The sequence below is a fragment of the Candidatus Palauibacter sp. genome, from assembly GCF_965237495.1.
GTDB lineage: Bacteria > Gemmatimonadota > Gemmatimonadetes > Palauibacterales > Palauibacteraceae > Palauibacter.
Window position 1 is genome coordinate 2,785,858 of sequence record NZ_OZ250143.1, and the last position, 14,643, is coordinate 2,800,500.

Sequence of the window (14,643 nt, forward strand, 5' to 3'; positions counted from 1 at the left end):
TCAGGCTGCCTCGCCGATCCGGCGGCCGAGTTCGCGCAGTGAACGGTCACGGCCGGCGGCGAACAGCTGGCGGAGTTCCTCTCCAGCCTGAAAACGGGGTGCGCGATAGCGGCGAACGGGGTGCGGTGCATGGGGCATCTCCTCGAACCGGCGAACAAAGGGCCAGACTTGCAGTAACAGGCCGGCGTTGGCGGCCCAGCCCTCGAAGCGCAGCAGCTTCCCGTCCGCGGCGGCGACGGCGCGTTCGAGGGTGAACAATCGATACAGGCGGAAGGTGGCGTAGGGGTCTGTCACTTCCGGGGCCGCCCGCAGGCTGCGCGCGAACAGACGCCCGCCGAAGCGCGTCAGCCGCCGCCCGTACGGCTCGTCGCCCGCGCGCGCGACGGTCACGAGATCGGCCCCGCCCTCGAAGTGACGCAGCATCTCCGGCAGACGCTCGGGAGGATCGGAGAAGTCGCCCTGCATCGAGACGAAGGCATCCCGCCGCGGGTACGCCGAACGCCGCAGCGTGGCGCGCACCAGCCGGTCGAGGCTCGCGGCGTAACCGCGGCGCGTCTCGTTCCGGAGCACGGTCAGGGGAACCACCCGCGGATACCGCTCCAGCGCCTCGAGGGTGCCGTCGTCCGAGGCATCGTCGCAGACGAGTATGTGGAACTGCGGCCGCCCTTCGTAGAGCAATTCGCGGATCCGCCACAGGAGCGGCCCGATCGTGTCGCGCTCGTTGCGAACGGGTATGCCGATGTGGATCACGCGTCCTCACCCCCGGGCGCTGCCCGCTTCCACCGTCTGTGGAACCAGAAGTATTGCTCCGGCCGCGCCTCGATCTGCCTCTCCAGGGCGCGGACCCAGCGTTTCGTGATCTCGGCCGCGCCGGTGCCGGTTCGGGACCGGCCGCGGTCGATCTCCTCATGGACGATCCTATACCCGGATCGGTCTCGCACCAACGCGGCGAAGAAGAGAGGGACATCGGCGGCGAGACACAAACGCGCGGGTCCGAGCGACGTCCAGGCGGTACGGCGGAGGAACTCGACGGGTGCGCTCCCGCGTCCCGCGTGCTGATCGGCCACAAGGGCCAGGGTACGGCCCGAGTGCAGCGCGCTGAGGGCGGGCCGGGCCGCGGCGTCCCGGTACAGCACCTCCAGACCCAGGCGCGAGCGCATGTCGTGGAGGCGTCGGCCGAAGGCGCCCCTCTGCCGCTGCACGATGGTCGTGACGCCGACCCCGGAAGCCCGGACCGCGGCGGCACCCAACTCCCAGTTGCCGAGGTGCCCGGAGACGATCACGGCGCCACCGCGCTCCGCCACCGCGGTGCGGAGCCGCGGGCCAAGCCCCGCCTCGTCAACGACGCGCGCGAGCATCCGCTCGATCCGCGGCGGGCCGCCCATGAGCAGCGCGACCTCCTGGCCGAAATGTCGGTAGCAGGCGCGGGCGGTGGCCCGAACCCAACGCGGCCCGGCACCCGGGAAGCTGGCCGCGAGCTGGGCCTCCACGACGCGCCGCCGCACGCGAAGGGGCGCGCGGGAGAGCGTTCCGAGCGCGCGGCCCGCCGCCAGGGCCAGCGGCTCCGGGGCCGCCCGCAGCCCGAGATGCAGCCCGGTCAGCGCGCCGTCCGCGAGCGCGCCACCCAGCCGCGCGCCGGCGCTCCGCCGACCCGGGTCCGCCAGGCCGGTCGCGGCCGTCACGGCCGGGCCGCCATGGCGGGCCCCATCTGGTGGCCGAACAGGCGGCGATAGGGCCCATCGCGCGACACCAGCTCCTCGTGGTGCCCCGCGTCGACGAGCCGCCCGCGCTCGAGGACGAAGATGCGATCCGCCTCGCGCACCGTGGAGAGCCGGTGGGCGACGACGATGACCGTCCGGTCATGGAGCAGGTCGGCCGCGGCCTCCCTGATCACGGACTCCGTCCCGGCGTCGACGGCCGACGTCGCCTCGTCGAGGATGAGGATCGGCGGATCGCGAAGCACCGCCCGGGCGATGCCGATCCTCTGCCGCTGCCCCGTCGACAGGCGCACGCCCCGGTCGCCGAGCACGGTGTCGTATCCCCCCGGCAGGCGTTCGATGAACTCGTGCGCGTGCGCCGCCCGCGCCGCCGCCTCCACGTCCGCGAAGGCCGCCGCGTCCTCCCCGTAGGCGATGTTCGCCGCGACCGTGTCGTGAAACAGGAACGCCTCCTGGCCGACGAAACCGATGAGGCGGCGCAGCGAGTCCAGTGGGAACTCGCGGATGTCCGTCCCGTCCATCGTGACCCGTCCGCTCTGCGGATCCGCGAACCGCGGCAGGAGGTCGACCAGCGTGCTCTTCCCGCTACCGGACGGTCCGACGAGGGCGACGACCGACCCGCGCGGGATGTAGAAGTCGACGTCCCGGAGGACGGCCCGTCCGGGCTCATACGCGAAACTCACACCTTCGTAGCGGATCCCGGTCTCCGGCGCCGCCGCCCTCCGCGAGCCGCCGGCGGGCTCGGGCTCCTGGTCGAGGATCTCCAGGAAGCGGTCCGCGGCGGCGAGTCCCTGCGCGGCGACAGCCGGATACTGCGCGAGACCCTTCACGGGCGAGACGGCGCGCAGCGCAATGGTCACGAAGGCGACGAACTGCTCGGGCGCCAGTGACCCGTCGCCCGCGACGAAGCCGGCTCCGATCCAGACGAGGCCCAGAGCCACGATCGAAGCGAGAACCTCCGACAGCGGCGAGGCCAGGTGTCGGGTCGTAGCCGCGGCGATCCGCTTGCGGCTGAAGGCGTCGGACCGACGCTGGAAGCGACGCTCCTCGAAGCGTTCCGCGGCCCGCGACTTCACGAGCCTCACCGCGGCGAGCGACTCCTGCAGCGCGGCGACCAGTTCTCCCTGGTCATGCCAGGTGCGCCGGAACCTGTCGCGGAGCCGGCGGAGCAGCGGCCGCAGGCCGAGCATCACGAGCGGCACCAGGACGACGGCGAGCAACGCCAGCCGCCAGGAGAGCGCGAACAGCGCCAGCGCGTAGGCGGCGAGCGTCGCCAGTTGGCGCGCGGCCAGCGCGAGGGCGTCCGTCACGACCGGCTTCGCCTCCCCGGTGTCCGAGATCACCCGGGCGATCATCTGCCCGACCTTCCCCTGCTCGAAGAAGGCGAGCGGCAGACGCTGCAGGTGGGCGTGCACCGCGTTGCGCGCGTCCCGGACCAGGAACTCCTGCGTGCGGATCGACAGGGCCCGCCCCCCGAAGCTGCACAGATTCTTGAGGAGGAGCGCCGCCAGCACCACGACGCACACCGCGCGCAGGGCGTCGAGCCCCTCTCCCGCACCGAGCCACCCGCCCGCGACATTATCGATGAAGCGTTCCGCCGCGTTGCGCCCGCCGCCGGGAAGGAGCGGGCCCATGCTGAACAGCGAGCGAAGGAACGGGATGAGCAGGAGCAGACTGAACGCCTCGAGTCCCGCCGCGAGCACCCCAAGCGCCAGGCTGGCGACGAACATCCAGCGGTACGGCCACAGAAACCCCAGCAGGCGCCGGTACGACGATCCGCCCCCGCTCCCGGGCCGTGGCGTCAACGCGGCGTCAGCAGGGCCACGGGAAGCACCATCTCGTCGGGGCTCACCCCTCCGTGCAGGAAGCTGTCCCGGTAGCGGTTCTGGTATTCGCGCAGCCGGGTCGGATAGACGAAGAAATAGTCCTCGCGGCAGAGCGCGTAGGTCCGGTTCAATCCGCCGGGCGGCAGGCGCCACTCGTCGGCATCCGATGTCGTCATGACGGCGCCGGGGTTCTCCACCTTCATGTCGTGGCCGAACTTGTAGCGCAGGTTCGTCGACGCGTCGCGCCCCGCGTAGATCGTCGCCGACCGCCGGCAGTGGATCGAGCCGTGGTCCGTCGTGAGGAGGACGCGCACACCCCGTTGCGCCGCCAGTTGCAGCGCCTTCAGGGCCGGCGAACGCTCGAACCAGGTGACCGTGAGCGAGCGCAGCGCGCTCGTATCCTGCGCCATCTCCCAGATGAGGCGCGACCGGGCGCGGCCGTGCGTGAGCATGTCCACGAAGCCGAACACGAGCGCCGTAGCCGACGGACTCGAGAGGTAGCCGCCCAGCCGCGTCAGGAGCGGGTCCCCCTCCTGCGCCGAGAAGATCTTCTCGTAGTGAACGGGGATTCGTGAGGCGGTCAACCGGTGGATCTGACGCTCGAACAGCTCGTCCTCGAACGAGTTGTACCCGATCTCGTCTCCCCGCTCCCACCACGCGGGGCGGAACTCGGCCAGTTCATCCGGAAAGAGGCCACCGAAGAGGGCGTTGCGGGCGAACGGGGTCGCCGTCGGCAGGATCCCGGCGTAGAGCGCCTCCTCGATCTCGAAGTGCTCGCTGATGATCGGGAGGACGGCTCGCCACTGGTCGAGTCGCATGCAATCCATGATGACGAGGAGGGCGGCGGGATCCTCGTCGAGGATGGGACGGAAGAAGCGCGGCAGCACATCCACCGACAGCGTAGGACCGGTCTCGCCGCCTTCGTGCACCCAGTCCGCGTAGCGGTCGGCTACGAGATCGCAGAAGCCGCGGTTGAGATCATTCATCAGACCCTTGAGGATCTCTCCCAGACCCGCCTCGCCCGCCTCATCGAGCTTGAGTTCCCAGTCGACAAGCTCCGAGTACAACTCGGCCCAGTCCCGCCACGAGGCCGCGATCGAGAGCTGTTCCTGGAGTTCGCCGAAGCGGCGGGAGAAGTCCCGCGTGATGTGTTCGTGGCGCAGCGCGGGGCCCGCGAGGAGGCGGGTCACGACGGACAGCACCTGACGAGGGCTCGTCGGCTTGACGATGTAGTCGTCCGCCCGCCGCCCGATCGCCTCGTGCATGGTCGATTCCTCCTCGCTCTTCGTGATCATGACCACGGGGAGGCGCGGCGCGGAGCTCCGGATGCGGTCGAGCACCTCGATGCCACGGAGCCCCGGCATGCGTTCGTCGAGCAAAACGAGGTCGTAGGAGGAACCGGTCAGCAGTTCGAGGGCGTCCTGGCCGTTCATCACCGCGTCGACGTGGTAGCCGGAGGACCGCAGCAGCATGAGGTGCGGCCGCAGGAAGTCGACCTCGTCGTCCACCCACAGGACCCGGCCCGCCACGGTCTTCGTCGCCTCCGTCATGCGCTGCCTTTCACAGATACCGGCCCATGGCCCGTTCCAGATTCCGTACCACCCCGTCCACGCGAATCTTCGCCATGCGGCCGGGACGGGTGCGCCGGGACGGCCGCCGCTCGCCGTCGCGGCTGTGGCGATCCACGATGAGATCGAGAAAACGGTTGTACGGACCGCTCCGCTTCGGGTCCGTGTAACCATAAAGTCCGATCGTCGGCGTCCCCAGCGCCACCGCCATGTGAAGGGGACCCGTGTCGGGCGCCAGCACGACGTCGCTCGCCTCGAGACGGCCCGCGAGTTGCCGCAGCGTCCCGCCCAGTTCCTCGCGCGGCGGAATGGAACAGAGTTCCCGGAGACGGCGTCCGTCCCGCAGTTCGGCTTCGGAGTCGCCGCCGATCAGGACCGGCTGCAGGCCGAAGTCACCGCCCGCCACGTCGATTACCCGGGCGATGCCCTCCAGGGTCCAGTTCCTCCGGGGGTTCGAACTCCGCGGGACGACGGCGAGCACCGGACGGGAGAACCTCTCCCGCCACCGCCCGTGCTCCCGGCGCTCCTCGTCCGTGAAGTGGAAGTCCCACTCGTAGCGCCGGGGCACCTCGAGGTGGTCGAGGAACTCGAACAGTTCATCCTGAACGTGCGCCACCGGACGGGGCGGGATTCGGTGATTCGTCGCGAGCCAGCTCAGGTCGCGGGCGCGCCGGCGATCGTAGCCGAGCCGCGCCGGGGCCGGAAGGAGGCGCGTCACCATCCCGCCCTTGAAGTTCGGTTGCAGGCAGATGACGAGGTCGAACGCTGCGGACGAGACCTCGCGGCGGAGGCGGAGGTAGGCGCGGGCGCCCAGTCCGCGGTGAAACAGGAGGAAGCGGTCGACGTCCGGGCGCCCGGCCAGGAGCGCCGCGGGGCCGGGTTGCACGACCCAGGTGATGTGCGCCCGCGGCCAGGCTCTCCGCAGCGAGGCGACGACCGGCAACCCCTGAACCGTGCTCCCCACCGCACTCATGAGCACGATGGCCACGCGGCGCGGCGCGCCGGAGTCGAGGGGCAGCGTCAAGCGGCGCCTCCCTGCGAACGAAGGCGGATGGACCTCCGGGCCGCCTTTTCGGTACACGACTCTGTAGGTCCGGGCTGACAACGGCCGCGAAACACCGTAATCTCGGGGCGATGCGAACTCTTACCCGCTACATCCTGCGCCTTCACTTCGCGCCGTTTCTGTTCGCCGCCAGCGGCCTCACGGTTCTGCTCCTCCTCGACCAGGTGAGCAAGCGGTTCGAAAGGCTCATAGGCAAGGGTCTCCACTGGTCGGTCATCGTCGAGGTCTTCGTCTATTCGACCCCCTTCATCATCGCCCAGACGCTGCCCATGGCCGTGCTCATCGCCGTGCTCTACGTCTTCAGCCGACTGGAGGGCGATTTCGAGGTGACGGCGATCAAGGCCAGCGGCATCCCGCTCACGCGCGTGATGGCGCCGCTCCTCGTCTGTGCGGTCATTCTGGCAGGTGCGATGACGTGGTTCAACAACGCCATCCTGCCACAGTCGAACCACCACCTTCAGGTGCTCCTCACCGGCATCGGCCGCAAGAAGCCGACGTTCAACCTGCGCGAACAGACGATCAACGAGGTCCTCCCTTCCCGGCTCTACGTGCATCCGGGCACCATCGATCAGGAGCGGAGCGAGATCGAGGATGTCCGAATCTACGACGAACGGGACGGACAGCAGAGCCACACCATCTACGCGGCCCGCGGGAAGATGGCCTTCGAGGAAGGGGGCGAGGACCTCTACTTCGACCTCGAGGACGGCGTCATGCAGGTCCGGCCCAACCAGCGGCCGTACGCCTTTCGCCGCGTCGCCTTCGAGCACATGAGGCTGAGAATCCCCGACATGGGGAACGCCCTCGAGCGCGACACCCTGGGGGCCGTGCGCGGAGACCGCGAGATGAACATCGCCGAAATGCGCGAGGAGGCGCATCGGGGCTTCCTGATGGCGGACGCGGCGCGGGCGGAGAGCGAGACCTACGCCCGCGCGATCACGCGCCAGCTCCTCGATTTCCGGCAACCGGTGGAGGCCGGATCGCTTATGGAGACGGCGACGGGAGCGACGGCTGGACCGAAGGGCGAAGCCCGAGGGGATCCGGGATCGGGCATGGAGCCCGGCACGGAGGAGGGGTCGCTCGCGGTGGACGAGATCGGATCGGGGCCGGGAGGAGATTCCGACTCCGCGGCTGCCGCGACCGGAGAAGATTCCGCACCCGATTCCGCGACGCTCGCCGCAGAGAGTGCGGCGCGCCGTTTCTACACCGCCTTCGATGCCGCGAATCAGTTCGAGCAGTACGCCGACCGCGAACTCACCGGCCTCCGGAGGGTCAACCAGTTCTGGGTCGAGATTCACAAGAAGGGGACGATCCCGGCCGCGTGCATCGTGTTCGTGCTCATCGGCGCCACGATCGCGGTCCGCTTCCCGCGAGGGGGCGTCGCCCTCGTCGTGGGCGTCAGCCTCGTCTGCTTCGGGGCGTATTACGTCTTCCTCATCGTCGGCGAGGACCTCTCCGACCGCCTGTGGATGTCGCCGCTGTGGGCCATGTGGGCGCCGAACATCGTGTTCGGGATCTTCGGCCTGGGAGCGCTGTGGCGCTCCACGCGGGTCACGCGCTGACCCGATGAGACTGCTCGACCGCTACGTGGCGCTGCAGTTCCTGCGGATCTTCCTGGTCTGCGTGCTCGGTGTGCCCCTGATCTTCATGCTCATCGATCTCGCCGACAACATCAACGTCTTCGTGGATCAGGATGTGACCCGCCTTCAGGTGGCGCTGCATTACATCTTTCAGTTCCCCTACCAGTCGCTCCTCGCGTTTCCGATCGCCGCACTCCTCGGCTCCGTGTTCACCGTGGCGGCCATGACGCGGCATTCCGAGGTCACGGCGATGAAGGCGGGAGGGGTGTCGTTCTACCGGCTCAGCGTCCCGATTCTGATCTCCGCCACCCTGCTCAGCTTCGTCGCGCTCGGTCTGACCGAGGTGGTCGCGGTGACGAACCGGAAGTCCATCGAGGCCCTCGAGCCCGAGGAGGCGCGGAGCGAGACGATCCGGCAGTTCTTCGTCTACCGCGGAGACGACGGGTTCGTGTACAAGGCGCGCCAGCTCGATACCCGGGCGGGACAGATGGAGGACGTACAGATCGAGCGGTTGGGTACCGGCCCCGACTTCCCCACCATGCATGTGACCGCGAACACCGCGCAGTACGACTCGATCTCGTCGCGCTGGCTGCTCCAGGACGGATGGGCCCGGCGTTTCTACGGGCCGGACAGGGAGCGCGCCTACGAGTTCCGCGAGATGCTGATCCCGCACCTGGATGAATCTCCCGAGGAACTCCAGGCCCGGCCCAAGGAGCCGGATGAGATGCGCTACGCGGAACTCGGCCGCCTCATCGAGGCGACAGAGAGATCGGGCGGCAACACGAACCAGCTGCGGACACAGGCGCCTTCCGGGTCGCGTTCCCCTTCGCCTGCGTGGTGATCGTCATCTTCGGGATGCCGCTGGCGCAGAGCAACCGGCGCGGTGGCGCACCGACCTCGATCGGGATCGCACTCGGCACCACCATTCTCCTCCTGACTTTCGGGCGCATCACGGAGGCGATGGGCGCCGGCGGCGCGCTCTCGCCGACCATGGCGGCCTGGATGCCGAACACCGTCTTCCTGGCGGCCGCGTTTCTCCTCTTCGCGCGTCTCCGCACCTGATCCCGAGCCAGGCTCAGGCCGTCGTTCCTCTCCCCACGCTTTCGATGTCGGCGCGGACCATGAGGCGGATCAACTCCTCGAACGACATGCGCGGGCGCCAGCCCAGCTGTCGGCGCGCCTTCGACGGATCGGCGCAGAGCCGTTCGACCTCGGCGGGCCGGAGGAGCGCGGGGTCCTGCTCCACGTGGTCGCGCCAGTCGCGCCCGATCTCATCGAAGGCGATCTCGATCAGCCGCTGGACGGAGTGCGTCACGCCGGTCCCGATCACGTAGTCCTCCGGCGTCTCCGCCTGCAGCATGCGCCACATCGCCTCGACGTAGTCGCCCGCGAACCCCCAGTCGCGCTCCGCCGCCAGATTCCCGATCAGGAGCCGGTCGGCGAGCCCGTGGTGGATGCGCGCCGTCTCCCAGCTCACCTTCCGCGTGACGAACTCCCGCCCCCTGCGCGGACTCTCGTGGTTGAAGAGGATGCCGCTCGCCGCGAACAGGTCGTAGCTCTCCCGGTAGTTCACCGTGATGAAGTGTCCGTACACCTTCGCGACGCCGTACGGGCTGCGGGGATAGAACGGCGTGTCCTCGGTCTGCGGCGTCTCCCGTACCTTCCCGAACATCTCCGAGGAAGAGGCCTGGTAGAAGCGGATCGTGTCATCGACCGCCCGGACCCCCTCCAGCATGCGCGCGACGCCCAGCGCCGTGAACTCTCCAGTGAGCAGCGGCTGCTCCCAGGACGTGGGGACGAACGACTGCGCGGCGAGGTTGTACACTTCGCGCGGGCCGACCCGTTCGAGCACCCGGATGAGCGACAACTGGTCGAGCAGGTCGGCCTGGTGAAGCGTGACCCGATCCTTGAGGTGCGCGATGCGGTCGAACTTCTCCACGGAGGAGCGACGGACGACGCCGTGCACCTCGTACCCCTTCTCGAGTAGCGCCTCCGCGAGATAGGAGCCGTCCTGTCCCGTGATCCCGGTGATGAGTGCGATCATGCCGCGAATATGCGCGGCCGCCCCGCCCCGGCCAAATCGAGACTCTCGTCGGGACTTGACCGAATACAACCCGAAGCAGACATTCTCGCTCCCGCTGCCCGTCAGGTCTCGGAGGGAGAGGAGGCTTCGCGATTCCCCGCGCCACGCCGGTCCCGGAATGGGTGCCCGATCTCCCGGCGAGCCCCGGCGTGTACGTGTTCGTGGACGCGTACGGCCACCCGCTGTACGTGGGCAAGAGCGTCAACCTGCGGCGACGCGTGCGCGGATATTTCTACTCCGGCGGTCCCTCGAACGAGCGGCTCGCCGAGATGCTGCGGATCGCCCGGGGCGTCGAAACGCATCCCACGGGAAGCGACCTCGAGGCGCGCCTGGTGGAGGCCGAGCGGATCCTCGGCCAGCGTCCGCCCTACAACAAGGCCCTCAAGCGCCGCGGCGCCGGCTGGTACCTCGAACTGCACTGGAACGAGCCCTTCCCCCGGCTGCGGGTGGTCCGTCGCCCGCGCCGCGCCGGGGCCCGCTACGTCGGCCCGTTCTGGAGCCGGCAGTTGCCCGAACGCATTCGCCGTCTCGTCGAGAAGGTCTTCCGGCTGCGGAACTGCGCCGAACCGGTCCGCCCCGACTTGGGCCGGAGCCCCTGCATGCAGTTCGACATGGGACTCTGCAGCGCCCCGTGCGCGCGCCGCGTGGGACTCAACGCGTACCGCCGGCAGGCGGGTGCGGCGGGCCGCCTGCTGGTGGACCGCAAGTTCGCGTGGGACCTCATGGACCGGTTCACGGCCGCACGCGACGCCGCCTCGGAGAGGCTGGAGTTCGAGCGGGCCGCCGAAGCCCAATTGCGGCTCGACTGGCTGGAGGAACTCGAGAACCTTCGGTTCGCGCTGGAACCCGAGACGGAGCCGCGTTCGTGGCTGATCGTGCTCCCCGGGGTCGACGACACGCACCGGACGCTCCAGCCGGTGGCCCGCGGCCAGGTGCTCCGGCGGCGGCGCGTGACGTGGGTCGACGGCGTGTGGCAGGAGGCCGTCGAGGACGCGTGCTACGCCGTGCGTGTGGCGGAGTTGCGGGCGCCGGTCGTGCTTTCGCCGCGAGAATCCGTGCCCAGCGCGATGGTCGGCCGTTGGCTGGAGGAGGGGGGCGCGGACGGACACGCGATCGACCTCACCCGTCTCGACGCCGCCGACGCGATCGACCGCCTGCGCAGACTCGCGTCGTGAGGGACCGACACGGAACCCCGCCACCGGTATCCGGGTCTTGATCTCCATGCTCTCCTACGAAGACATCGTCGCCGCGCGCGAACGCATCCGTTCCGGCGTCGTGGAGACCGAGTGTCCGCCGTCCTTCGCCCTCACGGCGCGGGCGGAAGGCCGGTTCCACCTCAAGGCCGAGTTCCGGCAGCGGACCGGTTCGTTCAAGGACCGCGGCTCGCTCAACAAGCTCCTGCGCCTCGACCCTGCGGCGCGCGAGGCGGGGGTCGTGGCGGCCAGCGCCGGGAATCACGCCCAGGCGCTCGCCTACCACGCCGCCCGGCTGGGGATCTCCTGCACGATCGTGATGCCCGACCACGCGCCCCTGGTCAAGGTCGCGAACACGCGCGGCTACGGCGCCCGGGTCATCCAGACCGGCGAGACCATGTCCGACGGGATGGCGCTCGTCGACCGCCTGGCCGCCGAGGAAGGGTTGACGCCGGTTCACGCCTTCGACGACCTCGACGTGATGGCCGGCCAGGGCATGATCGGGTTGGAGATCCTCGAGCAGGTGCCCGACCTCACGACGGTCATCGTCCCGATCGGGGGCGGGGGCATGATCTCCGGCATCGCGACCGCCGTGAAGGCGCGCCGGCCCGGCGTGCGGGTGATCGGCGCGGAGGCCGCCGCCTCACCCGGCGCCCGGGAGTCGCTGGCGGCAGGGGCACCCGTTCACCTTGAGCGCTCCGACACGCTTGCCGACGGGATCGCGGTGAAGCGGATCGGTGACCTCACCTTCCCTCACCTCCAGGCTCTGGTCGACGACGTCGTGCTCGTCGACGAGGAACAGATCACGCGCGCGATCTTCTTCCTGCTCGAATCGGAGAAGGTCGTGGTCGAAGGCGGAGGGGCAGTGTCCGTGGCGGCGGTGCTCGAGGGGAAGGTCGACATCCGCCCGTCCGACGTCACCGTCTGTATCCTGTCGGGCGGCAACATCGACATGAACCTGGTGTCGCGCGTCATCGACCGTGCGCTGTGGTCCGATGGCCGCCTCGCCCGCCTCGCGGTCGTGGTCCGCGACCGGCCGGGCTACCTGAACGAGGTGACGGCCCTCGTCGCGATCGAGGGCGCGAACGTCCTCCATATCGAACACACCCGCGCCTTCGGCGACATCTCGGTGCGCAAGGTGGGGATCGAACTCACGATCGAGACGCGCGGCCCCGAGCACATCGCGACGATCGTGGCCCGGCTGCGGGAACTCGGCCACCGGGTGGACGAGTTGTCCTGACCCCGGCCCTCAAGTCGTCTTCGCGGGTGTTGACCTGCGGGGGCGGCCGGCGCATCCTCGGGGCACGACATGATTCGGCCGGAGGGGCTTACGGAAGCCGGTGCAAGTCCGGCGCGGCCCCGCCACTGTGAGAGGTCCGGGAAGTTCCCGGAACGCCGACTCGAATTGCCACTGGGATCTGCGAGGTCCCGGAAGGCGAGTCAGCGCGGCCTCGAGCCAGGAGACGTGCCCATCCGGCGCCCACATGACACCTCCGCGGGGAGGTGACGGGTCGTTTTCCGGGCACCGACGCCGGCATCTCCCTCCTCTTTTCCGCGGGAAGGGAGAGCCGAAATGCGACACGCTTCAGCCTCACGCCCTTTTCCCGTGAATCCGGCGCGCGGGCGCCACTCTCACGAACTCGCCCACGCCATCCGCCAATCGGCCATCGGCGTCGCTGTAGCCGCGGCGGCTTGCGCCGTTTCGGGGGTCTCGCCGCTCCGCGCGCAGGAGCCGGTCAGTCTTGAAGGGCTCGTCGTCACCGCCCACCGCTGGGCCGAGCCCGAGTGGACAGTGGCCGCCAACACGACCATCATCGAAGGGGAGGAACTCGAACGCGCCGGGATCGAGTACGTGGCGGACGCCCTCCGCTTCGCCTCCGGAATCGTGATCGCCCGCAACGGATCGTTCGGCGCCATCACCTCCCTGTTCCTGCGGGGCGGCGAGTCGGACTACGTCCAGGTCCTCGTGGACGGCGTGCGCGTGAACCAGCCCGGCGGATCGTTCAACTTCGCTACGCTCACCACCGACAACGTGGAGCGCATCGAGATCGTCCGCGGGCCCGCGTCGGCGCTGTACGGCTCGGATGCGGTCAGCGGGGTGATCCAGATCTTCACGCGGCGGGGCGAGGGCCGGCCCCGCGGGAGCCTCTCCGTCCAGGGCGGGAGCTTCGGCACGAGGCGGTGGCAGGGCGACCTCTCCGGCGGCACCGGCGGGCTCTCGTACGCGTTCTCCCTGGGCAGGAACACCACCGACGGGATTCTAGCCTTCAACAACGAGTACCGGCAGACGACGGCCTCGGGACGCGTCCAGGGCTATCTGGACGCGGATACCGACGCGACGCTCACCATGCGCTACAACGACTCGCGGTTCCACTATCCGACGGACGGCACGGGCGCCCTCGTGGACCACAACGCGTATTCCTTCGGCGACGCGCTCACCGTCAACATCGACGCCGGGCGCCGGTGGACGGATGCGATCGAGACGCGGCTCTTCGTCAGCGTGTGGGAAGCGGACAACGGCACGGATGACCAGCCGGACAGCCCGGCGGACAGCCTGGGCTTCTTCGGCTTCAAGAGCCTGACCGACACGCGGCGGGTGACGGCCGGTGGCCGGGTCGTGTGGCGCACTTCGGCGGGGACGGCGCTGACCGCGGGCTACGAGGAGGAGCGGCAATCGGTGCGCGGCTTCAACCAGTCCTTGTCCCAGTTCGGGGAGAGTTCCGGGAGTTCCGGGAACGACTGGTGGAACCGCGCCTTCCACGCGCAGCTCTCCTGGGTGCGTGACGCTCTGGCGCTCAACGCCGGGCTCCGGGCCGAGGACGACGAGCGGTTCGGAGCAGCGGCCACCTGGCGGACGGGGGCGGCCTGGCGCTCGGCGGCGTCGGGGACGCGGCTGCGGGTCTCGGCCGGGACCGGGATCAAGGAGCCGACCTTCTTCGAGACGTTCGCCACGGGCTTCACGACCGGTAACCCGGACCTTACGCCCGAGCGTTCGACCAGCTTCGAGGGCGGCGTCGACCAAGAATTCGGCGGCTCGGCGACGCTGTCGCTGACCGGGTTCCGCCAGAGCTACCGGGACCTGATCCAGTACACCGGCTCCCCGCCGGCCCAGGGAGACCCCAACTTCTTCAACGTCGCGAAGGCCCGTAGCCGGGGGCTGGAGGCCGAGGCGAGCGTCGAGGCCAAGCGGCTGCGGCTCACCGGCAACTACACGTATCTCGACACCGAGGTGCAGGACGCCGGATTCGACGAGGGGCCCGGGGCGACCTTCGTCGCGGGGGCCGCGCTACTCCGCCGGCCGAGGCATACGATCGCCGCGACGGCGTTCTACCGGGTCTCCTCGCGGGTGGGCGTGGACCTGGGCCTGCGGCGCGTGGGCCAGCGCGAGGACCGGGACTTCTCGACGTTCCCCGCGGACCCCGTGACCCTCTCCGCGTACACGGTGCTCGACCTGTCGGCCAGCTTCGACATCGCCGGGGGCGGTGGACGTCCGGGCCTCACGCTGACGGTGCGCGCCGAGAACCTGCTCGATTCCGCGTACGAGGAGGTGTGGGGCTTCGCGGCGCCGGGCCGCGGGCTGTACGTGGGCGGTCGGGTCGTCCTCGGCGGGTAGCC

Annotated in this window: 10 protein-coding genes, 1 pseudogene and 1 riboswitch; of the genes and pseudogenes, 5 read left to right on the plus strand and 6 right to left on the minus strand. The window is 69.8% G+C overall.

Annotated features, from left to right (window positions below):
• Genes ACPXY0_RS12225 through ACPXY0_RS12245 form a run of 5 tightly spaced genes read right to left on the minus strand, consistent with a single transcriptional unit; the run spans position 1 to position 6,136 of the window.
• Positions 1–750 (minus strand): glycosyltransferase family 2 protein, encoded by a 750-nt coding sequence (locus tag ACPXY0_RS12225; protein ID WP_423924925.1) that lies wholly within the window; start codon positions 748–750, stop codon positions 1–3.
• Positions 747–1,682 carry a lysophospholipid acyltransferase family protein gene (locus ACPXY0_RS12230; RefSeq protein WP_423924927.1) on the minus strand — a complete coding sequence of 312 codons (936 nt, stop codon included), beginning with the start codon at positions 1,680–1,682 and terminating at the stop codon, positions 747–749. The genes ACPXY0_RS12225 and ACPXY0_RS12230 overlap by 4 nt, the downstream gene beginning before the upstream one ends.
• Positions 1,679–3,523 carry an ABC transporter ATP-binding protein gene (locus ACPXY0_RS12235; protein WP_423924929.1) on the minus strand — a complete coding sequence of 615 codons (1,845 nt, stop codon included), beginning with the start codon at positions 3,521–3,523 and terminating at the stop codon, positions 1,679–1,681. Before ACPXY0_RS12235 ends, ACPXY0_RS12230 begins: the two co-directional genes overlap by 4 nt.
• Positions 3,520–5,094, minus strand: coding sequence for a response regulator (locus ACPXY0_RS12240; RefSeq protein WP_423924931.1), 1,575 nt, complete (start codon positions 5,092–5,094; stop codon positions 3,520–3,522). The genes ACPXY0_RS12235 and ACPXY0_RS12240 overlap by 4 nt, the downstream gene beginning before the upstream one ends.
• A 10-nt stretch (positions 5,095–5,104) precedes the next feature.
• Positions 5,105–6,136 (minus strand): glycosyltransferase family 9 protein, encoded by a 1,032-nt coding sequence (locus ACPXY0_RS12245; protein ID WP_423924933.1) that lies wholly within the window; start codon positions 6,134–6,136, stop codon positions 5,105–5,107.
• A gap of 110 nt (positions 6,137–6,246) precedes the next feature.
• Between ACPXY0_RS12245 and ACPXY0_RS12250 the strand changes: the two genes are divergently transcribed.
• Both ACPXY0_RS12250 and ACPXY0_RS12255 read left to right on the plus strand, forming a co-directional pair.
• Positions 6,247–7,734, plus strand: a complete 1,488-nt coding sequence (locus tag ACPXY0_RS12250; RefSeq protein WP_423924935.1) for an LptF/LptG family permease — start codon at positions 6,247–6,249, stop codon at positions 7,732–7,734.
• Between the two features lie 4 nt (positions 7,735–7,738).
• Positions 7,739–8,814: pseudogene (locus ACPXY0_RS12255) on the plus strand (LptF/LptG family permease).
• A gap of 13 nt (positions 8,815–8,827) precedes the next feature.
• Here ACPXY0_RS12255 and gmd read toward each other — a convergent pair.
• Positions 8,828–9,796: a GDP-mannose 4,6-dehydratase gene (gmd, locus tag ACPXY0_RS12260; protein ID WP_423924937.1), complete on the minus strand. Its 969-nt coding sequence runs from the start codon at positions 9,794–9,796 to the stop codon at positions 8,828–8,830.
• A gap of 161 nt (positions 9,797–9,957) precedes the next feature.
• Here gmd and ACPXY0_RS12265 point away from each other — a divergent pair, with 161 nt between their 5' ends.
• The 3 genes from ACPXY0_RS12265 to ACPXY0_RS12275 all read left to right on the plus strand — a co-directional run bounded on the left by ACPXY0_RS12265 (position 9,958) and on the right by ACPXY0_RS12275 (position 14,641).
• Positions 9,958–11,010, plus strand: coding sequence for a hypothetical protein (locus ACPXY0_RS12265; protein WP_423924939.1), 1,053 nt, complete (start codon positions 9,958–9,960; stop codon positions 11,008–11,010).
• A 46-nt stretch (positions 11,011–11,056) separates the two neighbouring features.
• On the plus strand, positions 11,057–12,268 hold the full coding sequence (ilvA, locus tag ACPXY0_RS12270) for a threonine ammonia-lyase (protein ID WP_423924941.1): 1,212 nt from the start codon (positions 11,057–11,059) through the stop codon (positions 12,266–12,268).
• Between the two features lie 67 nt (positions 12,269–12,335).
• A riboswitch (cobalamin riboswitch) is annotated at positions 12,336–12,515 on the plus strand.
• Between the two features lie 86 nt (positions 12,516–12,601).
• Entirely contained in the window at positions 12,602–14,641 is a 2,040-nt protein-coding gene (locus ACPXY0_RS12275) for a TonB-dependent receptor plug domain-containing protein (protein WP_423924943.1), read from the plus strand.
• The last annotated feature ends 2 nt before the right edge of the window (positions 14,642–14,643 follow it).

What these genes read in the sequence shown, in the direction of transcription:
- ACPXY0_RS12275 (WP_423924943.1), top strand. Translation starts at nt 12,602, where the DNA reads ATGCGACACGCTTCAGCCTCACGCCCTTTTCCCGTGAATCCGGCGCGC.
- gmd (WP_423924937.1), bottom strand. Translation starts at nt 9,796, where the DNA reads ATGATCGCACTCATCACCGGGATCACGGGACAGGACGGCTCCTATCTC.
- ACPXY0_RS12240 (WP_423924931.1), bottom strand. Translation starts at nt 5,094, where the DNA reads ATGACGGAGGCGACGAAGACCGTGGCGGGCCGGGTCCTGTGGGTGGAC.
- ACPXY0_RS12250 (WP_423924935.1), top strand. Translation starts at nt 6,247, where the DNA reads ATGCGAACTCTTACCCGCTACATCCTGCGCCTTCACTTCGCGCCGTTT.
- ilvA (WP_423924941.1), top strand. Translation starts at nt 11,057, where the DNA reads ATGCTCTCCTACGAAGACATCGTCGCCGCGCGCGAACGCATCCGTTCC.